The 25,344-nt window shown below is 51.6% G+C and carries 20 protein-coding genes; 16 read left to right on the top strand and 4 right to left on the bottom strand.

Annotated features, from left to right (window positions below; all coding sequences use genetic code 11):
* Positions 1-79: 79 nt before the first annotated feature.
* The 3 genes from ACFQ2I_RS13725 (at position 80) to ACFQ2I_RS13715 (ending at position 3,039) form a co-directional block, all read left to right on the top strand.
* Positions 80-718, top strand: coding sequence for a hypothetical protein (locus ACFQ2I_RS13725; RefSeq protein WP_377564948.1), 639 nt, complete (start codon positions 80-82; stop codon positions 716-718).
* A gap of 182 nt (positions 719-900) precedes the next feature.
* A complete protein-coding gene (locus ACFQ2I_RS13720; RefSeq protein ID WP_377564947.1) occupies positions 901-1,368 on the top strand; it encodes an MEKHLA domain-containing protein in 468 nt (155 codons plus the stop codon).
* Between the two features lie 771 nt (positions 1,369-2,139).
* Positions 2,140-3,039, top strand: coding sequence for a DUF72 domain-containing protein (locus tag ACFQ2I_RS13715; protein ID WP_377564946.1), 900 nt, complete (start codon positions 2,140-2,142; stop codon positions 3,037-3,039).
* A 7-nt stretch (positions 3,040-3,046) separates the two neighbouring features.
* Here the strand turns inward: ACFQ2I_RS13715 and ACFQ2I_RS13710 are convergent, their stop codons facing one another.
* Genes ACFQ2I_RS13710 through ACFQ2I_RS13700 form a run of 3 tightly spaced genes read right to left on the bottom strand, consistent with a single transcriptional unit; the run spans position 3,047 to position 6,224 of the window.
* Positions 3,047-4,189: a DHHW family protein gene (locus tag ACFQ2I_RS13710; protein ID WP_377564945.1), complete on the bottom strand. Its 1,143-nt coding sequence runs from the start codon at positions 4,187-4,189 to the stop codon at positions 3,047-3,049.
* Positions 4,190-4,205: 16 nt separating this feature from the next.
* Positions 4,206-5,600, bottom strand: a complete 1,395-nt coding sequence (locus tag ACFQ2I_RS13705) for an MBOAT family O-acyltransferase (protein ID WP_377564943.1) — start codon at positions 5,598-5,600, stop codon at positions 4,206-4,208.
* A gap of 9 nt (positions 5,601-5,609) precedes the next feature.
* Positions 5,610-6,224 (bottom strand): DUF4358 domain-containing protein, encoded by a 615-nt coding sequence (locus ACFQ2I_RS13700; protein WP_377564941.1) that lies wholly within the window; start codon positions 6,222-6,224, stop codon positions 5,610-5,612.
* Between the two features lie 285 nt (positions 6,225-6,509).
* Here ACFQ2I_RS13700 and thrC point away from each other — a divergent pair, with 285 nt between their 5' ends.
* The 9 genes from thrC (at position 6,510) to ACFQ2I_RS13655 (ending at position 20,109) form a co-directional block, all read left to right on the top strand.
* The gene (thrC, locus tag ACFQ2I_RS13695) at positions 6,510-7,904 is read left to right on the top strand and encodes a threonine synthase (protein WP_377564939.1); all 1,395 of its coding nucleotides are present in this window, start codon (positions 6,510-6,512) and stop codon (positions 7,902-7,904) included.
* Between the two features lie 128 nt (positions 7,905-8,032).
* Positions 8,033-9,694, top strand: coding sequence for an extracellular solute-binding protein (locus ACFQ2I_RS13690; protein ID WP_377565045.1), 1,662 nt, complete (start codon positions 8,033-8,035; stop codon positions 9,692-9,694).
* Positions 9,691-11,490 carry a cache domain-containing sensor histidine kinase gene (locus ACFQ2I_RS13685; protein WP_377564938.1) on the top strand — a complete coding sequence of 600 codons (1,800 nt, stop codon included), beginning with the start codon at positions 9,691-9,693 and terminating at the stop codon, positions 11,488-11,490. Before ACFQ2I_RS13690 ends, ACFQ2I_RS13685 begins: the two co-directional genes overlap by 4 nt.
* 339 nt (positions 11,491-11,829) lie before the next feature.
* Positions 11,830-14,523, top strand: a complete 2,694-nt coding sequence (locus tag ACFQ2I_RS13680; protein WP_377564937.1) for a family 10 glycosylhydrolase — start codon at positions 11,830-11,832, stop codon at positions 14,521-14,523.
* A gap of 57 nt (positions 14,524-14,580) precedes the next feature.
* Positions 14,581-15,501, top strand: coding sequence for an ABC transporter permease (locus tag ACFQ2I_RS13675; RefSeq protein ID WP_377564935.1), 921 nt, complete (start codon positions 14,581-14,583; stop codon positions 15,499-15,501).
* Positions 15,502-15,517: 16 nt separating this feature from the next.
* Entirely contained in the window at positions 15,518-16,402 is an 885-nt protein-coding gene (locus tag ACFQ2I_RS13670; RefSeq protein ID WP_377564934.1) for a carbohydrate ABC transporter permease, read from the top strand.
* A gap of 105 nt (positions 16,403-16,507) precedes the next feature.
* Entirely contained in the window at positions 16,508-18,073 is a 1,566-nt protein-coding gene (locus tag ACFQ2I_RS13665) for an extracellular solute-binding protein (protein WP_377564932.1), read from the top strand.
* Between the two features lie 98 nt (positions 18,074-18,171).
* Positions 18,172-19,782, top strand: a complete 1,611-nt coding sequence (locus ACFQ2I_RS13660) for a response regulator (protein ID WP_377564931.1) — start codon at positions 18,172-18,174, stop codon at positions 19,780-19,782.
* Positions 19,783-19,800: 18 nt separating this feature from the next.
* Entirely contained in the window at positions 19,801-20,109 is a 309-nt protein-coding gene (locus ACFQ2I_RS13655; protein ID WP_377564929.1) for an MGMT family protein, read from the top strand.
* A gap of 38 nt (positions 20,110-20,147) precedes the next feature.
* Here ACFQ2I_RS13655 and ACFQ2I_RS13650 read toward each other — a convergent pair whose 3' ends face one another.
* Positions 20,148-21,050: an AraC family transcriptional regulator gene (locus ACFQ2I_RS13650; protein ID WP_377564927.1), complete on the bottom strand. Its 903-nt coding sequence runs from the start codon at positions 21,048-21,050 to the stop codon at positions 20,148-20,150.
* A gap of 162 nt (positions 21,051-21,212) precedes the next feature.
* Between ACFQ2I_RS13650 and ACFQ2I_RS13645 the strand changes: the two genes are divergently transcribed.
* The 4 genes from ACFQ2I_RS13645 to ACFQ2I_RS13630 all read left to right on the top strand — a co-directional run bounded on the left by ACFQ2I_RS13645 (position 21,213) and on the right by ACFQ2I_RS13630 (position 25,183).
* Positions 21,213-22,271: a Gfo/Idh/MocA family protein gene (locus ACFQ2I_RS13645; protein ID WP_377564926.1), complete on the top strand. Its 1,059-nt coding sequence runs from the start codon at positions 21,213-21,215 to the stop codon at positions 22,269-22,271.
* On the top strand, positions 22,268-23,125 hold the full coding sequence (locus ACFQ2I_RS13640; protein ID WP_377564925.1) for a sugar phosphate isomerase/epimerase family protein: 858 nt from the start codon (positions 22,268-22,270) through the stop codon (positions 23,123-23,125). Before ACFQ2I_RS13645 ends, ACFQ2I_RS13640 begins: the two co-directional genes overlap by 4 nt.
* Before the next feature lie 28 nt (positions 23,126-23,153).
* The gene (locus ACFQ2I_RS13635) at positions 23,154-24,044 is read left to right on the top strand and encodes a sugar phosphate isomerase/epimerase family protein (protein WP_377564924.1); all 891 of its coding nucleotides are present in this window, start codon (positions 23,154-23,156) and stop codon (positions 24,042-24,044) included.
* Between the two features lie 206 nt (positions 24,045-24,250).
* Complete coding sequence (locus tag ACFQ2I_RS13630; protein WP_377564923.1) at positions 24,251-25,183, top strand: manganese-dependent inorganic pyrophosphatase; 933 nt, start codon at positions 24,251-24,253, stop codon at positions 25,181-25,183.
* The last annotated feature ends 161 nt before the right edge of the window (positions 25,184-25,344 follow it).

Below are 25,344 nucleotides of genomic sequence, written 5' to 3'. Positions count from 1 at the left end.
GGACGAATGTTATAGCGGTACAGACTCTGAGGAACCTTTTCTTTACAATTATCGTCTTGAGGGGAAAGGAGTGAGTGACATGTACAGGAAAATGTTCATGATCAGCGCGATAGTGGGGACGTTAGTGCTGCAAGGATGCACAGTGCCAGCAGTATCTGAAGGAGGAAAGGGAGAGAGTACTGGGATAAAGGGGATGAATGCGACGGAAGTGTCACTCGCCGGCGACAATGTGCTAAGTACGGAAGTTGACGTGACTTCGCGCCAGTGTATTGAATCAGTGACGACGGATTTTATATATCGCTTATGTGTCGAACGGGAAGTCTATAAGGAAGGAGAAAGTGTGCCGGTCATCGGGGAGTTGGAGTATAAGGGAGACAAGGAATCGGTCACGATTGCCCATGCGGCTTCGCCCTTTTATTACGATGTGCGGGATACTGCTAATACTTACGGCTTTGTGTTCGTGATGGCCCAGCCGCTTCTGCACACGACTCTGCGTCCGGGTGAGCCATTGCTTCATGTATATTCGGGCGTACAGGCATATGCGAAGGGCGAAGAGAATAATCCGATAGGTGTATGGACGGAAGCGCCGTTTCCTGCAGGTGAATATGAGATTAGGGGGGAAGCGGAATTTGAGCTGAAGAGAAGCGCCGATGAGGATGATGAAGAGGAATATAAGATAGCGAGCGGCGGGAAGTTGACAATTATAGTGGAGGAATAGTTGGAGAAATAGTTAGAGGGATATCTGGAGGGATAGCTCGAGAAATAGCTCGAGAAATAGTTGGAGGGATAGCTGGAGAAATAGCTAGAGAAATAGCTGGAAGGATAGATTCATAGTAGAATGATAATGGAAATGGAATGAGGCACGCGAAAGTGATGATCGACTGAAAGGGGAAGGACATAATGTTGGAACGGAAGTCGGCTCTTGATCTGGAAAATCATGCGATGCTGCTCATAAACAGCTATCGGCATTGGACGGGTAAGGCGCTGATTCCGCTGGAATTCGGGAGAAGCGCGTTGGAGCAGCTAGACAGCTCGAAGCTTATTGTCTTGTCGCATGGCACCGAGGACGATCCCATATTGAATTACGGGAATAACGTGACGCTGAAGTTATGGGAGTTGGAGTGGGATGTGTTCACAAGGACGCCTTCACGGTTGACGGCGGAGCCGATGGAGCGGGAGGAGAGAGCTCAATTCATGGCGCGTGTGACAAGTGACGGATATGTCGATAATTATACGGGAATACGCGTATCCAGTATAGGAAAGCGGTTCTATATAAAGCGCGCGACTGTCTGGAATGTTGTTGATTCGGAAGGAATATACAGAGGACAAGCGGCCGCCTTCGCTGACTATGAGTATGTGAGCAAGTAGGCGCTGGGACATATTGACTGGCGATGGAATAACATGTGATGGGCTGGCTGAAAGGAAGCTGCAAAACTGCCTTTGTATGAATAATCGTACAAAAGGCAGCAGATGAGGCTCGTGCGGACGTGATTTGTACGAAAAATCGTACAAAATGCAGCAGATGAGGCCGATGAAGACGTGATTTGTACGAAAAATCGTACAGAAGGCAGCAAATGAGGCTCGTGCGGACGTGATTTGTACGAAAAATCGTACAAAAGGGAGCAAATGAGGCTCGTGCGGACGTGATTTGTACGAAAAATCGTACAAAAGGCAGCAAATGAGGCTCGTGCGGACGTGATTTGTACGAAACATCGTACAAAAGGCGGCAAATGATGCCCGAGCGGACGTGATTTGTATGAAAAATCGTACAAAAGGGAGCAAATGAGGCTCGTGCGGACGTGATTTGTACGAAAAATCGTACAAAAGGGAGCAAATGAGGCTCGTGCGGACGTGATTTGTACGAAAAAACGTACAAAAGGCGGCAGATGATGCCCGAGGGGACGTGATTTGTATGAAAAATCGTACAAAAGGCAGCAAATGAGGCTCGTGCGGACGTGATTTGTACGAAAAATTGTACAGAAGGCGGTTAAGTTAGATAAGTGAGTGCAGTGGCGAGGGACCAACTTGTCAAGTGAGTGAAGCAGCACATATTCGAAACTGCTATGAGTTGGCTATAAATGTGATTTGCTTCGGAGTGGCTTTGGAGCGACATAAGCGACATAAGCGACATAAGCGACTATGGAGATGGGAGGTGTGAATGTGACGATTGAGATTGGACTGGCCGGCTGGGGCGATCATGACGATCTGTATGAGACCGGCACCAAGCCGGGAGACAAGCTGAAGGTGTATGGCGAACACTTCCCGGTGGTGGAGGTAGACAGCACATTCTACGCGATTCAATCTCGAGACCGATTCGCCAAGTGGGTGGAGAATACGAGAGACTCACTGCAATTCGTAGTGAAGGCGTATGGCGGGATGACCGGCCATCAACGAGGCGGCTCCGGCAAGCAAGAGAACGGCGATATGGCGGAAGCGTTCAAGCGTATGCTGGAGCCAGCCATACACAGCGGGAGATTGACAGCCGTATTGTTCCAGTATCCGCCCTGGTTCGATTGCAACAGTCATCATGTCAAGCTGCTGAAGTATACGAAGCAAAGGATGGAAGGCATTCCGTGTGCACTGGAGTTCCGCCATCAGAGCTGGTTCCATGGAGAGATGCGGGAACGGACGCTCGCGTTCATGGAAGAGGAAGGATGGATACATAGCGTGTGCGATGAGCCGCAGGCGGGAACGGGGAGCATCCCGACCGTGTTGCAAGCGACGACCCCAGATGTGACGATCCTGCGTATGCACGGTCGCAATGTCTCAGGATGGAATGCGGCAAGTGCGCCGAATTGGCGCGAGGTCCGCTACTTGTATCGGTACAACGAAGCCGAGCTGATGGAGTGGCGAGACAAGCTGATCGAGCTGGAGCAGCAGTGCAGGCGGGTATGCGTTATCTTCAACAATAATTCCGGTGGAGATGCGGCCCGCAATGCCAAGGAAATGATGCAGCTGCTGGGACAGAAGCGTCCGGACGGCAGCGATCCGATTCCAGAGCCGTCACCACCGGATGTGGAACAGTTGGAGCTGTTCTGATCACACCTCAGTACTTGAGTTTCAGCAGACTGCGCTCCTCTACGAAAGTAGCCGTGTTGAACAGCAGCAGTGCGTCTGTAATGCCGTTATCCTTCATATAGCTACTGAAGCTCCCGTTATAAAATCGAATATCCAGCATATGAATTTCCTTGGCATGATGGACAAGGAAGGGCAGCATGCTGTGCGCATAGGAGTCTTTGATGATGAGCAATTTGTCTATGTCGGCTTCCGTCGCAGCAAGCTTACTTGTAACCTGCATGACGGCATGCACGCCGCCTTGGAAAAAGGCATATTGATCTTTTTTATTCAAAAATTCTTCATCATATAAGCTATTAGCGACAGTGTCTGTATCCCTAATGTATATTTCTGAAGACACAGGAACGATAGGCGTATATTTCTGAATGTAATCCGGCTTTACGCCGCGGAACTGCCCCTTCGTATGATAGCTTCCGAGGAATGTGTCGCTGACGATTTCAATGTTGAATGCTTCCTGCGGCAGTGGCTCCCAGCCCATAGCTTGGGCGTAAGCCTGATAAGCAAGATAGGCGCCGTATGTTGTCCAGTGATGATCGGTTCGATAATATATGGGTTCAGTATCGTAGGCAGCAGGGCTAAGTATGTCAAAGCCATTCAAGTATAATAATGCTTCGTTCAGTTGTTCGCCGATCTCCTCATTCACCTCACGCTGTGAATAAGCGGGAGCCAGTGCGGGCAATCGTTCCGGATACATGCCTATCGCATTCGGAGCAAGCAGGAGTGATATATTGGCGTCGGAATGGACAGTGACGAACTGATTCAATGCATCTGTATAGGCTTTCACTTGCGCCCAGTCCGGCTCATTGAATTTTTCGAACAAGTAACCGTCTTTGCCTAAATAGATCCCGTTGTTCTCCTTTTGCAGCCGGAGCTGCTCAAGGAATGACTTGGCGGACACCCACTTGTCGCGAAGCGGGAAGTGATCGGACAAATAAGTTTCCGTATCCTCTGCGAACCGCTTCGATAGGATATGATCCCAGTTAAGGGTGGGAGCCTGCTGCAAAGGGCGGTTTTCCAGCTCGGAGAAGGCATGCTTCGGCAGTAAGAAAAACATTAAGCCGAATAGGCCGAGCGTGCCAACGAATCCCCAAATATAGATGCGATTAATGCTCATAACGGCGATTCTCCTCCTAAAACCGGAAATAAAGGAATGGATTGAATGTAGCGTCCACGAGATAAGCGACAGATGCTAGCAACAGCATCGCGTGCCAGCCGAGTCCCAGTATTGGATGGATACGGATATCATGACGCTGCGCAATCTCGCGTATGGGTAGGGAAGCGGCAATGAGCAATACTAGCAGAATGGTGTTCGTGTATAGCAAATAGAGCGATTCACCATTCCAGAGCGGAGCCCCATTGCCGCCGAGTAAAGCCATAAAGTAAGCCATCCCTCTCGACAGTTCATCAAATGCGAACAATACCCATCCCATCAAAATGAGGAATAAGGCATAGCTGTGTCTGAGCCAGCGCGGTATTCGCTTCAGCAGGCGAAGCACAATCCATTTCTCTGCCATCAGAATGACGCCAAAATATAAGCCCCACACTAAAAAGTTCCAACTGGCTCCATGCCAAATGCCCGTCAGCATCCAGACAATCAGAATATTGCGAAGCTGTATGAGCAGTCCTCGCCTGTTCCCGCCCAGCGGTATGTATACGTAATCTCTGAACCAGCTGCTTAGGGAAATATGCCAGCGACGCCAAAAGTCAGTAATGCTCTGCGCGATGTAAGGCTTATTGAAATTCTCATTGAAACGAAAGCCGAACATCATGCCCAGCCCGATCGCCATATCGGAATAACCGCTGAAATCGAAGTAGATTTGAAAGGCAAATGCCAGGATGCCTATCCATGCGGTCAATGCGGGCATCGTATCTGCACTGTGACTGGATACGGTCTGCCATAGCAAGCCTATATTGTTGGCCAGAAGCACTTTCTTGGCTAATCCGGTGATAAACCGGCGTATGCCTTCGGCGAACAAAGCATTGTTCATGACGCGATCGCGGAGTTGATTCGCGATTGCGCCGTATTGAACGATAGGACCTGCAACGAGCTGTGGAAACAAGGAAACATAAGTCGCGAAGTCCAGCCAATTGCGTTGAGCTTTGGTTTTGCCGCGATAGACGTCGATGATGTAAGACATCGATTGGAAGGTATAGAATGATATCCCGATTGGAAGCGGCAGATCTGACGGCGGGATCGTCGTACCCAGCCATGCATTCAAGTTAGCTATGAGGAAATCTGCATATTTGAAAAATCCCAGCACAGCCAAGTTGACGAAGACCGAGAGCGCCACCACCCATTTTCGCCACAATCTTCCGATTGTCGCTCTCTCCATCAGCAATCCGAAGAAATAATCCGCGAACGTCGAGAACAACATCAGTAAAATATAGACAGGCTCCCCCCACGCGTAGAAAATCAGACTGGCAATAAGCAAAATCACGTTTTTGACACGGCGGGGAGCCGAATAATAGACAATGATCACAGACGGCAAAAAAAGAAATAAAAAGAGTAGGCTGCTAAATACCATATCCGCAGATTACTTGACTAGTGCGTGAAATTGTTCCACCATTTTATCGGCTTCTTCTGAAATGACAAACAACACATAATTTCCTTTTGTTTCTACTTTATAGTTTTTTGCGTTCTCATATTGATCCTGCAAATAGGTTTCGAACTGCTTTTGCACGTTTTCAGCCCGTTTTTCTATGCCTTCAACGACAGCTTGGATATCCGCCTCATTCTTCACCTTCAGAAGTGCGAGCTCGTTTGTTTTCACATTCATCATAGGGATCTTAATCGTATAGTCTTCCAGAAGGGCAGGATCTATATGATAGAAATCCTTTACTTGCTCTCCTTCCAGGGAAATTTGAGCAGGCTGCTCCACTTGGGCCAATATGGCATCAATCACTTCTTGAGTGGTGGAGGCTTCTGCTGCACTGTCACCTGTTGTATTGTCGCTATCATTGCTCGTGTTGCTATCGGTCTGGTTGTTTCCCTCGGCCTGGTTGTTGCCAGCGTTTCCTTCGCCGGGTTCCAAATTCGCGTTCGTGTTGGCACCGTTATTACTGTTGGAATTTGTCTGATCGGCACCGCAAGCCGCCAGTGCAACACCCATTGCTACAATCATAAGCATATTCAATATTCTCTTCTTCATCGTTGTTCATCTCCCTGATGTAATTAAGTTTGGCCGAAACTCAGTACTATTAACGTGCAGGGTTCCATTTATGTTGCAGTATGTGTTAGTATGGTAAAAAAATACGGCGGTCATGCAGCGGTGCACCTTGCACCTATATAATCATTCTACGGGGGCGGTCGGACTTCTTCGAGCTTCCCTAATAGAAGTTTTCTCGATTAGCAATTCAATTTCACATCAAACGATGATAAAATGCTAACAAGAGCTATTCCGCATAATGGCGGTGGCAAGTAGGAGGATCGATTTATGGACTATATCAGCACGCGAGGCAAAGTTGGCAATATTGGATTTATCGATGCGTTCATGATGGGGCTGGGCAACGATGGCGGCTTGCTCGTGCCAAATGAAATTCCTGTCATATCGACGGAGACGTTGCAGCAGTGGGAGCAGCTCAGTTACCAAGAGCTGGTTATGGCGATATTCTCCTATTATACGAATGGCGAAATTCCCGAAGAAGACCTGAAGCAGATGGTGGAAGCCAGTTATTCCACATTCCGTCATGATGAAGTGACGCCTGTTCGCAAGCTGTACGAAGGCACGTACTTGCTGGAGTTGTTCCACGGGCCGACGTTCGCATTCAAGGATATCGCCCTGCAATTCATGGGGCAGCTGTATTCGTATGTCGCAACCAAATACAACAAGAAAATTCATATTCTCGGCGCGACGTCAGGGGATACCGGCGCTTCCGCCATTGAAGGCGTAAGGGGCAAAGAGGGCATTAAAATATGCATTCTGCATCCTCATGGCAAGGTCAGCAAGGTGCAGGAGCTGCAAATGACAACTGTACAGGACGACAATGTGCTGAACCTGTCCGTTGACGGCAACTTTGACGATTGCCAGCGCATGATTAAGGAATTGTTCGCCGATCTGGACTTCAAGTCCGCCAATCAATTGGCTGCGATCAATTCCATTAACTTCGTCCGCATTATGGCGCAGACGGTGTATTATTTCTATGCTTACTTCCGCGTGAAGCAGGAGACGTCTGTCGAGCGCGTTAACTTCAGCGTGCCGACGGGCAACTTCGGCGACATATTTGCCGGTTACTTGGCCAAGCGAATGGGCCTGCCGATCAACAAGCTTATATTGGCCACGAACGAGAACAATATTCTGGAGAGATTCGTGCAGGAAGGTGTGTATATGCCTGGCGAATTCTGCAGCACTTACAGTCCGTCTATGGACATTCAGGTGGCGAGCAACTTCGAGCGTTATTTATATTACGTATTGAATGAGGACGCCGCGCAAGTTCGCAAGCTGATGGAGCACTTCAAGACGGAAGGCGAGATCGTCCTGCCGCCGGAATTGCTTAGCAAGGTGCAGGCCGACTTCTCCGCTCACGGCGTGATGGGTCAGGAATGCCTGGATACGATATCGGATTACAAAACCAAAGCGGATTATCTGCTGGACCCGCACACAGCATGCGGTGTAGCTGCTGTGGAGAAATGCGCCGGGACAGGCGAAGTGACGGTGTCGCTGGCGACAGCTCATCCGGCGAAGTTCGATGAAGCGATCCGGTTGTGCGGTATCGAACAGCAATTCCCGGAGCAGATCGCCATCCTGTTCAACAAGCAGCAGCGGCAGAAGCGAATTGATGCGGAGTTATCCGTGGTGGCGGATGAGTTAGTTAAGTTTTACAATTCCTGATCGGAAGAGAAGCTGTCCCGTCTACGGCGGGGCGGTTTTTTTATACCTCTGGCAACGCAGTTCTTCCCGGTTCTGAACTCGGGAGCAGGCATCAAACGATCATACATATGAGGAGGGTATACGTGACTATGCAAAGACAGAGAACGTCTGTTAAGTCAGGGGCGATACATCGAGCGGCGACAAAAAGCCGCAAGCTGTTGCTTATCCCCTTGTGCTTCTTTGTCATTAGCGCATTATCCAGCTGTGAAGGAAGTATATCAGGCAATCTGGAACAGCAAGCGGAGCTGCAGGGCAGTTCTTCTCAGGGAGAGTCTTCCGATACACTGTCAACTGTTGCACGGACCGCTGCTTCTTCCGTGAATAGCGCCGTATCGTTTGTCGTCTTCAATGCCAACCGTACTTTCCCGGAGGGGTTGAACGACAACAGCAATCCTTATCTGGCTTACATCGAGCAGCATACAGGGATTGATATTACCATTATCGCGCCCCCCTACAGCAGCTATCAAGAGAAGCTGAATTTGATCATGGCATCGGATGCCCACCCCGACTTGATTAATACGAGTGATCCCGCATGGGTATCGCGATTCGTCGAGGAGGGAGCGCTTATGCCCCTCGGAGGATTGCTGGAGCAATACGGCAGCGAACTATTGGAAGCGTTTCCTCCAGAAGCGTGGGATGGGGTGACATTCAATGGTGATATCTATGCCGTTCCCAGTCTTACCGAAGTATCGGGCAATGAAGTGATGTATGCGCGGAAGGATTGGCTGGATGCGCTGGGACTTGATCCTCCTGTCACTTTGGAGGATTACTACGAAGTCATGCGGGCATTCACTTACGATGATCCCGACGGCAATGGCCGTGACGACACATGGGGCATTACGATTATGCCCGCCGGCTTGTCGCGGACCGCTCCGTTCTTCGGGGCGTTCGGCGTACCGCGCAGCGTCAACGGTATTATGCAGTGGAAGGAAGTGGATGGTGAGCTTGTCTATAGCGGTATTCTACCAGAGACGGAGGAAGCGCTGAGCTTTTTGGCCATGCTGTACGGAGACGGGATATTGGATCGGGAATTCATCTTGAACAAGAACAGCACCTTCGTTAATAAAATCGTCAATGGTCGCGTCGGGATGTTCTCGGCCAATTGGTTCGACACGCGAGGACCGATACTGGACAACATGCTGAAGGACCCCGACGCGCAGTGGATCAGACTTCCTTATCCCGTAGGCAAGGATGGACTGTCGGGTACTGCTGAACGCGATCTGCTGCAATCGTATAGCGTTATTCCCGCTGGAAGCGGGAATGCGAAAGAGGTCATTCAGGTGCTTGCCTTTATTGCCGGGAAAGGCTATCGGGATTTGAAGCTTGGCTTTCAGGGCGAGGTATGGCACTTGGATAACGGCGTCATGGTAACGGATGAAGGGAAGCATAACGAGCATATCTACCGCGGAACGCTGCATGCGATCGCCGATCCTAATGATCCTGCCGTACGCAAGGAGCGGCTGGACTCGCTAGGGAAGCAATATGAGATGAACGACAATGTGGAGTATGTGCTGGCGCATGTGCTGCGAAGCGACTTTCGCGGACCGCCGACCCCCTCTATGGGAAGATACGGGACGAAGCTGCAGAAGCTGGAGGACGAGGCGTTCACTCAGATTATTATGGGGATCAGTCAGGGCAATGCGTTCGATGAGTTCGTCAAGCAGTGGATTAGAGAGGGCGGCTGGGAAATATCCAATGAAGTGAACGCATGGTTCAGAGACAGCAAGGCGTGGGAGGGACTGGGGCCGTGACGGTATTGTACGGGAAGCTTCGCCATATGTATCAGGAGCGCGTTCAGTTTCGCCTGACGATCTATTTTCTGTTTATTCTCATCCCACTTGTCGGGGTCAGTTTGTTCGCGAATTTCAGATCAACAGATATTTTGGAAGGGCAGACCGATGAGCGGACGTTGAACAGCCTTCAGTCCGCGCTGAGCAATATCGATCTGGTGCTGCAGGATTTGGACAATCTATCAGCTCTTATCTCTTCAGATCATAGCATAGAGCCCGTGCTTCATGAAGCCGCCGACATTCTACTGCCGAGCGAGTTGTATGGGTTCTACAACATTATCGACAGATTAACTAACATAACAGCGATTAACGGCTATCTGAAGGAAATATCGATTCTTCATACACCTTCAAGCTTCTTGTTATCTACCCAGCACGGCGGGCGGAAGCTGGATTATCGGGAAGAGTCATGGTTCGCCGAAGTGGAGCAGGCGGGAGGGAAAACGGTGCTGTATGCGCCGATGAGACAAGGAGAACCTTCTCCATTATTCGGTTACGGGACTGTCAGCTTCATGCGCATTATGGATGTGCACAAGCTGTATAGCGCTTCCAATGTGCTCATTCTGACGATCTCGCGGGATAAGCTGCTTGGCATGATCGAGCAGCTCCAGGTAACTCCGGATACCTCTATCTATCTGTACTCACCCGATGGAAGATTGCTTGCAGGCACAAACGAGCTTTATGTGGAGGACGAGTGGAGACACTTGGAAGGCAGGAAGGCGGCTGGAGTGGAGGCTGGCATGCTGGTATGGCGAATGCAATCGGCGCAATCTGGCTGGTCGCTGGTCATGATGCAGCCCGAGGGCGAATTGTATAAGGAATCGCGGCAGCTGTCCCAATTCACGAATATTATTATTTTGCTCAGCGTGGTGCTGGCATTTTTAATCTCACTCGTTGTCTATAAGAGCATTGCCGCACCGCTGTCCAGCTTGCTGCACGGAATGAAGCAGATGAGGCTTCGCAAGTTCGGCACACGTCTGACCAATGCGAGGAAGGATGAATTCGGCGCATTGACGGAAGCGTTCAACGGCATGATTGCCGACCAGCAGCGGCTGATACAGGATATTTACGAGCATCAGCTGCAGCTTAGCAAGACAGAGCTAAAATTTCTGCATTCACAGATTAACCCTCATTTTCTGTATAACACGTTGGATTCCATCTATTGGACCGCTAAAAATTATGAAGCAGACGAAATTAGCGAGATGGTGTTGAATTTGTCTAAGTTTTTCAGACTCAATCTGAGCAAGGGACGAGAAACGTTCACGGTATCCGAGACGCTGGAACATCTGATGTATTATCTGCGCGTCCAGCAGTTCCGATTCATGGACCAGTTCACGGTGCGCTTCGATATCGCGGAGGAGACGAAGGATATTCACGTGCTGAAGCTGCTGCTGCAGCCCATCGTGGAGAATGCGATATTGCACGGATTGGAGAAGCGTGGATCGGGCGGTGAATTGGTCATCACGAGCACGCTGGAGGACGGCATGCTCTGCTTGACGGTTCAGGATAACGGTGCAGGCATAGATGAGGATCGACTGACATACATGAAGAGGGAGCTGAAGCGGCTGGAGAGCAGGGAGCAGCTGGTGGCGATTACGGAGCAGCAGCATAAGGAGCTGTTCGGACTGCGCAATGTGCTGGGCCGCTTGAAGCTGTATTATGGGGACTCGGCCATGCTGTACATTGAGAGTGTGGCAGGAGAGGGGACGATGGTTGCAATGCGCTTCCCGTTGGAACGCGAGACGGAAGCGTCGGCTTGAGTGGTGCGCCGAGCTCCATAATGAGGCATATGAGTCGATTAGTGTATGCAGCCTACACAGGAGCTCCAAAGTGGGGCATACGTGAACAGTATGAAATATACGTCAAACGAGCTAATACCGGGTTATCTCCCCGCATTAGCTCGTTTTTATTTTGAAGCCGAATTTTGAAGCCTATAGAAATATGTGATTGCAGGGGGAAGTCATCAAGTTACCAATGAAAGTCATCATCCCCGTCTAGTGAGCTGTAAGCGATTCCAGCTACAATGACAAGGAACAACACCGAACCTGCAACAGAAATCGCAAAAGAAGGGGCTGGTAAATATGAGGAGGATATGGTGTATGGCGTTGATATGCAGCTTAGTGCTTGCTCTGTGGCCGTCATCGGCAATACAAGTGTCTGCTCAGAACGGCGAAGCTGGTACGGGAGGATCTGCGTCGAGCGGATCGACGACGGAATCGAACGATAACCTAGCAGCCGCGGCGGAAGACCTTATTGAAGTGGAAGCGGAGCCAACCGATATTACGATAGAATTGAACGGTCCGCGCCATGCTATCGCTTATGTCGATCAGGACTTGTCGGGCAAGAGCGACTATGTAGCGCTGATCTCGCACTTATACGGGAATTCGTATACCGTTCCCAAGTATTATGTCGCCGTCGTGATGGATCATCAGAACAAGGTTGTACAAGTGGTGAATCCGTCCGTGAATGGATTGCCGCCGGCATGGGAGCCGGCGCCGGTGGATGTCGTTATTCCGGAGGGCGGCTTCCTCCTGCTGGCGCACGATGATTCTTATGCGTCGAAGGGCTTCAAGAAGTACCTGGCGGAGAACTTCCAGCTGGGCGATGTGATCAAGCTGCGCAAGAACGGCGACGTCGTGCCTCTGGCCGAGATTATCAGCAGCGGCCCGCGCCCTAGCGTGAAGGTGGATCAGCAGTCGATGTTCACTGTGAACGAGCAGAACTTCACGCTTAGCGGCGGCGTCACGCATATGCAGCCGGGCGATACCCTTACCGTGTACGGCGTTCCCGTAACGCTCGGCGAGTCGGGACTATTCGAAGCGGCATTGACGCTTCAAGAGGGCGTGAATTACGTCGACACCGTACTGACGAGGGACGGAGAAGAGCTGGCGCGGACATCGACGGTCGTGTATTACAAGCCTGGACCGATCGTAACAGACGAGGAAGTGCTGATGTGGGTGGAGCAGGGCCCTAATGCGAAGAAGTTCCAATCAAGCGAGGATGTCTATAACATGCTCGTCAAGGCGGCGGATGCCGGCATAACGGGAATCCTTCTTGATGTGAAGGGCTATGAGGGCTTCGTCTCTTACAAGAAGAACGATCTGACAGGGCGGCCTTATGTGAGCGAGATGACCGACCCCAACCGTGTCGGAGTGAATCCGGAGCTGGATCTGCTAGAGGAGTTCGTCAAGCATAGCCGTGCTCTAGGCTTGACGATTCACGCGGCGGTGAATGTATTCGCGGAAGGCTCGATGCACGAGAATGCGGTACTGGATGCGTATCCGGAGTGGGAGGAGAAGGTGTACCGTCCAGAGGACGGTGGGCAGATCGTGCCGATTCGCCAAAGTGCAGCCGCCAATAAAATCGTTGCCTTCGTCAACCCGGCGAATGAAGACGTTAGAGATTATCAGCTGGCTACATTCGAAGAAATCATAAAAAACTACGACGTGGACGGCATTAACCTTGACCGTGGACGGTATGACAATTACTTCGCGGATTTCAGCGAAGAGACAAGAGGGCAGTTCGAGGCGTACTTGGAGGAGAGAGGCAAGGAACTGGAAGCTTGGCCGGACGATGTGTATAAGCTTGTATACGACAGCGAAGGACGTGCAACCCGGGTCGAGGGTCAGTATTATCTGGACTGGTGGGCGTTCCGCTCCGGCGTCATCAAGAGCTTCACGGACGAGGTGCGGCAGCTGGCGGACGAATACAGCGAGGAGAAGGGCAAGCCGATTCAGGTATCCGCATACGTCGGCTCCTGGTACGATTCGCTGTATATGAACGGCATTAACTGGGCCAGCCCGGACTTCCGCTATGACCAGAGGCTTGGCTTCACAGAAGATCGCATCTACACAGACGACTATTACAACACAGGCTATATCGGCAATCTGGATTTCCTGATGATTGGAACTTACCAGAGCACGGAATCGGAGATTGAGCATTATATGACGCTTGGCAATATATTGACCCGGGGAGAAGTCCCGTTGTACGCCTCCATCGCGCTAAGCAATGTGCGAGAGCCGGAGCTGCAGCGCACCGTGTTCCAGGCTGCGAAGCAGAAGACGGACGGCATGATGCTGTTCGACTACTCGTTGGTCAACTTCGATACGGTGAAGGCGGCCTTGAATGACGAAGAATACGTGAAGTCGTACCAGCTGGGAATAAGTATGCCCGGCCAGCCGGATGGGTTCCTGGAAGGAGACTTCCTGAACATGAACCGGAATGAAGGCAATATTAATGTCTTCAGTAACGAATTCGGTCTGTCGACGGATACGAGCAAGTGGGGCGTAGAAATCGCGGTAGCCGGTACCGGGGAAGTGGTGCATACGGCGAACAAGGAGCAGGCGATGAACTGGAACTGGGCGAACGTCGATCCGAACGACAGCGATATCCCCGATGGAGGGTTCGTCATATCGGCGGCAGATCCGTCGGGCATGAGAGAGAAGCGGCAGCTTGTGGCCGGTCTGTATGCGATGGGAGATGAGGTGAGGGCGTCTCTGCTGGAAGGCTTCCGAGCTTATGACGGCATCACTGTCGATCATCATCAGCTTCAGCTTCAAGGCACAGTCACGGTACTGGGCTTCGGTGAATACGTGGAGGTGAAGATCAACGGAAAGAAGGCGAAGCTTAACGGCAATCGCGCGAATCCGCGCGCAGGCCAGACAGATCCAAGCGAGCCGATCCACTTCGCAGACAAGGTCAAGCTTGATCAAGGAGAGAATGCTATCGTCATCGAGATATATGTTGATGGCATGAAGACGAATGAGAAGACCATCCTTGTCACCTGCAATTAGGATGACTCATCAAGCAGAACTGCAGAAGCGACAACAGGGGAAGGGATGACACTGGCAATGATTTCAACTTATGCGAAAAGGCTTGGTCTTGATGTGCGCAGAGACTGGGATTTGTATCTCATGCTCATACCGGGGATATTGTTCCTGCTTCTCTTTAAATATACGCCGATGTACGGCATCGTCATCGCGTTCAAGGATTTCAATATATTCGATGGTCTGAAGGCTAGCCCGTGGGTAGGATGGATGAACTTCGAGCGGCTGTTCTCGTCACCGGACTTCGCTGTCGTATTCCGCAACACGCTGATTATCAGCTTCTATAAAATTGTATTTTTGTTCCCGTTACCGGTCGTGCTGGCCATACTGATGAACGAGATCAAGAACATGCTATTCAAGCGCAGTATTCAGACGGTTGTTTATTTGCCGCACTTCCTATCATGGGTTATCGTTAGCGGCTTGTTCATCGACCTGCTGTCTACGGACGGTGGTATCGTGAACCGCATTATTGTATCGCTTGGCGGCGAGCCGATCCGCTTCTTCATGGACACCGACGTATTCCGGTCCGTGCTGGTCACGTCTGCGGGATGGAAGGAGGTCGGCTGGAGCACGATTATCTACCTGGCCTCCATCGCTTCCATCGATCCACAGCTATATGAAGCAGCCAAGATCGACGGAGCGGGTAGATTCAGACAGATCATGCACATTACGCTGCCCGGCTTGATTCCCGTCATCATTCTGATGTTCATCCTTCGCTTGGGACACATTCTGGAGGCTGGCACAGAGCAAATTCTCGTCATGTACAATTCGCTCGTCTACTCCGTTGCCGACGTTATCGGGACGTATGTGTACCGGATCGGTCTCGGACAACAGGATTACAGCTTCTCTACCGCAGTGGGATTATTCGATTCTGTCGTGGGACTTATCCTCATATTGACGGGCAATTACTTAAGCCGAAAGTTCCTGCAGCGCGGGCTTTGGTAGAAGGGAGACAACGAAGATGACACACAAAACATCCTTATACGACAAGCTGTTCACCGCTAGCAACTATCTGTTCTTCGTGTTCCTGGGCGTGGTTACGCTGTTCCCGTTCCTCAATCTGATCGCCAAATCGCTAAGTAGCGAGGAGGCGGTCATCTCGGGACAGGTCGGGCTGCTTCCCGTCGATATTCAATTCGGCACGTACAACTTCGTTATAACCGACAGCATGTTCCTCGGAGCCTTCCGGAATTCCGTTATCGTAACGGTAGTCGGCACGCTGCTGGGCTTGCTTATGACGACGATGTCGGCGTATCCGCTATCACGGACGCGGCTTAGAGGACGCAAGTGGTTCATTCTGTTATTCGTCTTCACGATGTTGTTCAGCGGCGGACTGATTCCGACCTACTTACTGCTCAGCAACATTGGGCTGGTCAACAAGCTTCCTGTGTTGTTCCTGCCGGCAATGGTCAATGTTTTCAATTTACTCGTCATCAAAAGCTACTTCGAGAGCTTGCCGGACGCGCTTGAGGAATCCGCCAAAATTGACGGGGCGAGCAACTTCAGAATTTTTTACGGTATTATAATGCCGCTGTCCATGCCCGTTCTGGCCACGATCGCACTGTTCTTCGCCGTTCAGTTCTGGAACGACTTCTTCATGGCGATGGTGTACATCAGTAATCCGGAATTGAAGCCGCTGCAGTTGTACTTGAAGGAGCTTCTGGCATCCGCCAACAACATCTTCATGCGGACGGATATGATTGACGTCAACTCCGCGATGAACGCTTCGCCGCAAGCGATTCAGGCGGCAGCGATTATCGTCGCGACAATTCCGATCATTCTCGTCTATCCATTCCTGCAGAAGTATTTCGTAAAGGGGGTCATGCTTGGATCTGTGAAGGGGTAGTGGATCAAGCCAGAGAGAGAAGCAAGGACAGCCGGATGGCAGTGCATAGAGAGGGTTCAACCATCATTCCATCATTCAACAATGCCGAAGGGGAGGAAAACAGAGATGAAAAAATTGATATCGCTCATGATGATTATGGTGCTGGTTGTCGTAACGGCGGCCTGCAGCGGGTCAGATAGCGGCAAGGAAACGAATAAGGGGAGCGACAAGCCGCAAGCAACGAATAGCGGCGGCTCCAACAGCGGGGATAAAGAAAAGACGGACGAAGGTGCCAAAAACGTGCTGGATGGCGATAAGCCGACGCTGAGACAGCTGCAGCCGTTCAACCATTTCGATCCTAATAACGATTATGTCGCGAAGTTCTTGGAGGAGAAGACGGGTTACAAGGTCAAGTATGACATGCTGCCGGAAGAGATGTTCAACGAGAAGCTGAACCTGCTTATGGCGAACAAGGAGCCTTACGACTTCATGAAGCTGGGCAAGGACCAGTTCTACAATCTGGTGGAAGCGGGCGCGCTGGAGCCGCTGGATGAGCTGCTGGAACAGTACGGCGACAATCTGAAGGCGGGCATCAATGAAGAGACCTGGAAAGCGGCTACGGTAGACGGCAAAATCTATGGTGTTCCGGAAGGCGGGACGGGACTGTCCGCCAGCACCAATCTGGTCATTCGCAAGGACTGGCTGGATGAGCTTGGGCTGGAAATACCAACTAATCGCGACGAGCTGTACAATGTGTTGAAGACGATCAAAGAGAAGAAAAACGTTATACCGCTGTCCGGTTACAAGAGCATCTTCCCGGAAATTGCCACGACGTTCGATATTCCGACGCTGTCCAGCAACGCATTCGCATGGGGTGAGTTGAACGGCGAGCTGATCCAGCAGGCGCAGCATCCGAAGATGAAGGATTATCTGGCCTTCATGAACAAACTGTACGATGAGGGCTTGATCGATTCCGAATGGCCGATTAATACCGGTTCGAAGGTGATTGAGAAATTCACAAGCGGCAAGGCTGCGATAATGAGCGTCGCTTGGTGGAGCTCCCCGTCCATCGTGAGCGCGCTGGCGAAGAACTTCCCGGATGCGAAGCTTGAGACGCTTCCTTACTTGACGGGAGACAGCGGCAAGCCTTCCGTAGGCGCTGGGGCCGGCATCAGCTACTACATCGCCATTCCGAAGTGGGCGAAGAACAAAGAGCATGCGATGAATCTAATAAACATGAAGCTGGAAGAGAACCTGTTCAAGGAACTGGTCATTGGTGAAGAAGGCGTACACCACAAGGTGGAGGACGGCAAATACTATCCGATTCTGCCGAAGTTCAACGACGATCTGAACAATGCGAGCCACTTCCTGACAGGCACCGATCAGCGCGTCTATGAGGATTACTGGCAGGCGCGTGTGCGCAAGGACCCTGTGTTGCAAGGCTATTACGAGCAATTCCAGCAGCAAGCGGAAGGCAACTTCGTCGTAGATCCGATGTCCAAGGCGAAGCCGATCGAGAGTGTGTCCAAGTATACGCAATCGCTGATGCAGTTCTCCGAGGATACTTACATGAAGTATATCGGCGGATCAGATTCCCTTGACACGTTCGATTCCTATCTGGCACAATGGGAGGCGAATGGCGGCAAGGAGATGGTGGAAGACGCCAGAGAGTGGTATAACAGCCAGAAGTAATGGTCTAACATAAAGTTGAAGTAAGGGTATAAGAACCTTCTGCTGCCACTCCCTGGAGTGTAGTGGAAGGTTCTTCTGTCCGTGATGGAGGTGACGGCATGAAATTGATTATTGTAGAGGATGAGCCGCGCCTAAGACTGCACTTGGCTAACGATATCGGCTGGGAAGAGCACGGCATCGATGTGGTTGGCTTGGCAGCAAGCGCAGAGGAAGCGCTCGCGCTGGCGGAGCGCAAGCGACCGGACATTCTGCTGCTGGACGTGCAGATGAGCGGCATGTCTGGCATCCAGCTGGCGAAGGAAATACAGGCAAGCGGTCAATTGGTGAAAATGATCGTGCTTAGCGGCCACGACAACTTCGAATACGCCCAGTCCGCAATGACGTACGGGGTAAGCCAATATCTGCTTAAGCCCGCTGGCGACAGGGAGATTCTGGATGCGGTGCTGTCCGCGGCCGGGGAGCTTCGAGCCAAGCTGGATGAGCTGCACAACCATGCGGCGTTAAAGGAGAAGTGGAAGCAGCATCTGCCCTATCTGCAGGAGATGTTCCTTCGCAACTGGCTGCATGGGCAGTACTCGGCATGGGAGCTGGAGCGGCGCAGTGGGGACGTGCTGCTGGACATACAGCCGCAAGGCTATTACTGCGTGGCCATTGTGGATATAGATCCGCTGTCGGAGGACGAGGAGAGATTCAGCGGGAAGGATACATCCCTCTTGCAAGTATCTGTCAAGTCGATCGCCAGAGAATGCCTGGAGGAAGGCGAGGCATGGATGTTCACCGACTTCGACGGATCTACGGTGATCGTGTTCCATTCCATGGGGACGGAGGATCGCGAGGGCTTCCTTCATCATGTCAACGCCTCCATCGAGAAGCTGCTGAATATTGTGAGGCAGATATTCAAGCTGACAGCCAGTAGCGGGATCAGCGCCTGCACGAGTGAGCCGCTTGAGATGAACAAGCTGTATGAGCAAGCGCGGCAAGCGCTGCAGAAGCGACTCGTCTACGGCAACGGCATTGCGGCCACTTATCAGGAGCGATTCGAGCTGGAGGGGGAGAATGTCGCACGGCCGGAGCTGGAGCGCGAGCTGGAGATCGGACTGGAGAGGGGCAACGAGGAAGCTGCTCTGAAGGCGATGGATAAGTTGTGGACTGCTGTGATGGATGGCGCAGAGCATGTGGAGCAGGTCCGGGAATCGATTCTTTACTTCAACAGTCTGCTCGTACGGCTCATTCAGCAGCGAGGATGCTCTGTGAAGGAAGTAGCCGGAGAAGATTTTCCGTATATGCAGAACTTGCAGACGATTGCAACGAAGGAGCAGATGCGCGACTATCTCCATCGTCTGATTCACCGCTTCGTTCAACATCTGATGCAGAAGCGGGGAGCGGCGGGACATCGCACGGTAGAAGCGGTGCTCGTCATGATTGAAGAGAGTATCTACGAGGATCTGACACTTCATACCGTGTCAGAGAAGCTGTTCATTAATTCGTCCTACTTGAGCCGGCTGTTCAAGCAAGAGCAAGGGAAGCCGTTCTCGGCTTATGTGCTGGAGAGGAAGATGGAGCGGGCGAAGGTCGCGCTGCTTGGCGGGGCCAAGGTGTACGATGCGGCCAGCAGTGTAGGTTATCGGGACGTCAGCTACTTCACGAAGGTGTTCCGCAAGTATTGGGGCATGACGCCGGGCGAGATGGCCAAGACGTCGGGAGCATAGTCAGGGGGCGATGGTAAGATGCAACCGTTCACGAAAGCAGTCATTGACATTATCAAGGCCATCCCGCCGGGAAAGGTAATGACGTACGGGAGCGTGGCCGCCCTCGCGGGCAGCCCCCGTGCGGCTAGGCAGGTTGTACGCATTCTACATGCCATGAGCAAGAAGGAGGGCTTGCCATGGCACCGTATCGTCAATGCGAAGGGAGAGATCGCTCTGTCCAGCGACGAAGGGAGACTCCTTCAAAGTCTATATTTGCGCGATGAAGGTGTGGAGGTCAGCGAGGACGGAAGGCTCGAGCTGGCGCGTTATTTATATCGGCACTGTTAGACGGAGCCGCTTCGGATAAGCCTTGCCATGCAGCTTCTCTAATTCCCTCTTCGCAATTCGGACGGCGCCAGATGTTTATATTTTTTGAACGTCTTGCTGAAGTAATAGATATCATTGAAGCCGCACGCGCTGGCGATCTCGGAGACGGTCTGCGCAGTATTGCGTAATAAGTAATCCGCCTTGTTCAGCCGAATGGCCGTAATATATTCCGTTATCGTACGGCCGCTCAGCTCCTTGAATAACCGACTGAAGTGATAGCGGCTGAGCGATGCGATGGCGGCAAGCTCCTCCACGGGGAGCTCTTCCATATAATGCTGATCAATGTAGCGGAAGACCGGCTCGAACCGCTTGACATTCTTCATCCGCTCGTCGAATTCGTCCTTCGTCAGCACTGTCTCCACATGGCTGCGCAGCAGGAGTGTCAACAGCCGGTACAATTCAGACTTGATCGCCAGCTCGTAGCCAAAGCCATTCTCCTTCATCTCCTTCACAATCGTCAGCATGCAAGCATTGACGGCATCGTTGCTGCGAATATGATTGCGAATAATTAAGCGATTCTGAGCAATCGGGACGATGAACTTCGTCTCCGCCGCATCCGCGGACGAGCTGTGCAGAATAGAAGGATGCGCAATAAGCGCATAGTAGAACAAATCAGGAGACAGGCACATTCCTTGGTGGAGCTCATTACTGTTAATAACTACCATATCGCCAGGAACCGCTTGTATAACCGTGGAACCGCATGCCACTTCCATTGTTCCCGATACCACATACAGAAATTCCAGATGTTCGTGCCAATGCGGCGGGAATAGAAGCGAGTCAGGCTTCTTCCACTCTATCTGATGAAGCTTGATGGGGAAGTGAGGATCGGGCATATCCATCTTCTCCGGCAAAGATATATCGTTGTTCAATAACGAGTTGTCAGTATCGGCTTCCAAATACATACGCTCACCTCTTCAAAGCACAATTATACAAATAAACCGCACTGTGCTACATGGCTTTAACTTCTAGTCATATTATAATACGATAGAGTGGAGTGTAAAAGCTTCATTATAATATAGGATATAATGTATTGAAATTGGTAATTATTGAGAGGAGATTGGCTAATGAAACCAGTACAGATCGGCGTCATCGGCACAGGTTCTATATCAGCTATGCACTTGAACTCCTATGAAAAGAACGAGGAAGCTACGATTTATGCGGTATGCGACCTGAATGAGGAGAGGGCTCGCAAGACGGCGGAGAAATACGGCGCCGAGAAGGTGTACACTGATTATCGCGAACTGCTGGCAGATCCTAACATTGAAGCGGTCAGCATTTGTACATGGAATAATAGTCATGCGGAGATCAGCATCGCCGCTCTGGAGGCGGGCAAGCATGTGTTGGTGGAGAAGCCGCTGTGCCGCACCGTAGAGGAAGCGCTTAAAGTTCAGGAAGCGGTAGAGAAGTCGGGGAAAATACTTCAGGTGGGCTTTGTCCGCCGTTACGATACGAATGCCCAATTGCTGAAAGGGTTGGCGGACAAAGGCGAGTTCGGCGAAATCTATTATGCAAAGGCGCAAACGTTCAGACGTCTGGGCAACCCGGGCGGTTGGTTCTCTGACATCAAGCGTTCCGGTGGCGGCCCGCTGATCGATATCGGCGTGCATGTCATCGACCTGTGCTGGTACTTGATGGGGCGTCCGAAGCCGGTGAGCATCAGCGCGAATACGTATCGCAAGCTGGGCAACCGCTCCAATATTAAAGACCTGTCCTTCTATAAAGCGGCTGACTATGACGCAGAGAGAAATACGGTGGAAGATCTGGCGAATGCCATCATTCGCTTCGAGAACGGGGCTTCTCTGATGGTAGATGTTAGCTTTACTCTACATGCGAAGAAGGATGAGACGACCGTTCGCCTATTCGGCGAGAAGGGCGGCATTGAGGTTGAGCCAGAGACGCTGATCGTCTCAGAGATGAATGACCGCATTGTGAACATTTATCCGCAGACGGATCATAAATCTTTCGAATTCAACAGCGCGTTCCAGAATGAAATCAATCACTTCGTCGACAATGTGAAGAACGGCACGGAGCCGATCAGTCCGGTGCAAGACGGTGTGGAAATAATGAAAATACTGTGCGGCATCTACGAATCAGCAGCAAAAGGAGAGGAAGTTAAATTATGAAACTGGGAATAAGCACTTACAGCTTGTATAGAGCGTACCAAGCGGGAGAATTGACATTGCCGGGAACTGTCCGCGCCATTGCGGAGATGGGCGCCGATCATGCGGAGATCGTACCGCTGGGCGTTGTGCTGCCGGACGAGCCAGCATTGGTGGAAGAAATCCGCAATGCCGCTAGCGAAGCGGGCATTGAGCTGTCCAACTACGCGATCGGAGCGAACTTCGCCGACTTGAACGATGAAGAGTGGGAGAAGGAAATCGAGCGGGTGAAGAAGGAGGTTGACGTCTGCGCGGCTATGGGAATCAAGCGCATGCGTCACGATGTGGCCAGCTCCAAGGATCTGTCCATTATGAATTTCCTGAATCAGCTGCCTAGGCTGGCGGAGGCTTGCCGTCGCATCGCCGACTATGCGAAGCCGCTCGGCATTACGACCAGCGTGGAGAACCACGGCTTCTTCATTCAGCAAAGCGATCGCGTACAGGCGCTTGTGAATACAGTCGACAGAGAGAACTTCCGTACAACGCTGGATATCGGCAACTTCCTCTGCGCGGACGAGAATCCTGCAGTAGCCGTTGCCAGGAACGTCGGCATAGCCTCTATGGTGCATGTGAAGGACTTCTACTATCGTCCGTCCTACCGTAATCCGGGCGAAGGTTGGTTCAATACGTCGTCAGGCAATTGGCTGCGTGGCGCTGTCGTCGGACAAGGCGATATCGATATGCCGCATGTGCTTCGCATCGTGAAGGAGAGCGGATATGACGGTTATATCTCCATCGAGTTCGAAGGTATGGAGGAGTGTCGCAAAGGCACACAGATGGGCTTCAACTACGTGAAACAAATGTGGGAATCCATCTAAGTTCAATAAAAAAGGAGCGTGGCGTAACGTGCAAAAAACGATCATTACCAATAAAATCGGCGTTATTGTGGACAGCTTCCAGGTGGGCGTAAGAGAAGGATTGGTAAAAGCGAAGCAACTGGGAGCCGACGGCGTTCAAATCTATGCGGTCAAAGGGGAGATGGACCCCGATAATCTGACGGCTGCTCAGCGCAAGGAATTCAAAAGCTACATCGCATCGCTCGGCCTTGAAATCTCGGCACTTGTGGGCGATCTGGGCGGCCACGGCTTCCAGGATGCTTCGCAGAACCGAGCCAAGATCGACAAGTCGAAGCGGATCATGGAGCTGGGCATGGAGCTGGGCACCAACATCGTGACCACGCATATCGGGATCGTGCCGGACGACCGCAATGGAGCAGTCTATGCGGCGATGCAGGAAGCGTGTGAGGAATTGAGTCAGTTCGCCAGCGATATGGGCGCTTACTTCGCAATCGAGACGGGTCCTGAGACGTCCGCTCATCTGAAGGAATTCCTGGACACGCTGAGAACGAACGGCGTCTCCGTCAACTTCGACCCGGCCAATATGGTGATGGTGACAGGTGATGATCCCGTTCAAGGCGTCTATACGCTGAAGGACTACATCGTTCACACGCATGCGAAGGATGGCATCAAGCTGCGAGACATTGATCCCCGCGATGTATATGGCGCATACGGCTACAAAGTGGAGACGGACCATGAGAAGATCGCGGAGATGGCGGAGAAGGGCGAAGCGTTCCGCGAGGTTCCGCTCGGTGAAGGCGGCGTGGACTGGAACAACTACTTGAAGGCGCTGAATGATATTGGCTACAAGGGTTATTTGACAATCGAGCGCGAAGTGGGCACGAACCCAGAGGGTGACATCGGCCTGGCCGTGGAGTTCCTGAAGAGCTTTAGAGCATAGAGAATAGAGAATAGAGAAGGCGATCCGCATCGGTTGAGTTACCGGCTGCCGGATCGCCTTTGTTAAATTTAAATCACACTAAAAGTATAGGAATACATAGAACTTAAAGGTATAATAGGTTTTAGTGTATAATGATAGAGGCAGATTCCTTGCGGTGAAGGTATTGCGCCCGGAAGGAATCAATACTGATTAAGGAGTTACTGGATATGAGCAAAACATTGATCTTTGGACACAAAAATCCCGATACCGACACGATTACATCAGCTATCGCTTATGCGGAGCTTAAGAGCAAGCTGGGAGAGAACGTTGAAGCTGTACGTCTGGGCGAAGTAAGCGCGGAGACGCAATATGCTCTGGATTACTTTGGCTTCCAAGCACCACGCCTGGTTGAGCATGTGGCTGATGAAGCAGAGCAAGTTATCCTGGTCGACCATAACGAACGCCAGCAGAGTGCGAACGATATTGACAAGGTAAGAGTAGCTGAAGTTATCGACCATCACCGCATCGCTAACTTCGAGACTAGCGGACCACTCTACTTCCGCGCGGAGCCAGTGGGCTGCACAGCGACGATTCTGAACAAGCTGTACAAAGAGAATGGCGTAGCTATCCGCAAGGAAGTTGCAGGACTTATGCTGTCTGCTATCATCTCGGATTCCCTGCTGTTCAAATCGCCAACCTGCACCGATCAGGATGTTGCCGCAGCGAAGGAACTGGCAGCCATTGCAGGCGTTGACGCCGAGGCGTACGGTCTGGATATGTTGAAGGCGGGCGCGGACCTGAGCGACAAGACGATCGCCCAGCTGATCTCTCTGGATGCGAAGGAATTCTCCATGGGCAACTACAAAGTGGAAATCGCGCAAGTAAATGCGGTTGACACGAACGATGTCATCGGACGCGGCGCAGACCTGGAGAACGCGCTGAACGAGATCATTGCTGCGAAAGGCTTGGACTTGTTCCTGCTTGTCGTGACTGACATTCTGAACAACGATTCCATCGGCTTGGCGCTTGGCGGCAAGGCGGAGGCTGTTGAGAAGGCGTTCAACGTCACGCTTAGCGACAATAAGGCGCTGTTGAAAGGCGTCGTATCCCGCAAATCGCAAATCGTTCCGGTGCTTACTGAGACTTTGAGCGCGATGTAAGCAACAAATAAACCGTATGCAGCCGCAAGCTCCACTTTGGAGCTTGCGGCTTATTGGCGGTGCGCCACGCATGGCGCGTAGCTAGGCGGTGAAAGTCCGCTATGGGGGCTTGCAGTTGCCAACCATTAGCCAAGAGCAAGGGTGTCCATCGCGAGGTGGAA

Origin of the sequence: Paenibacillus chungangensis (assembly GCF_042675905.1) — a bacterium.
Taxonomy (GTDB): Bacteria; Bacillota; Bacilli; order Paenibacillales; family Paenibacillaceae; genus Pristimantibacillus; species Pristimantibacillus chungangensis.
This window is presented reverse-complemented; position numbering and strand designations above follow the sequence as displayed.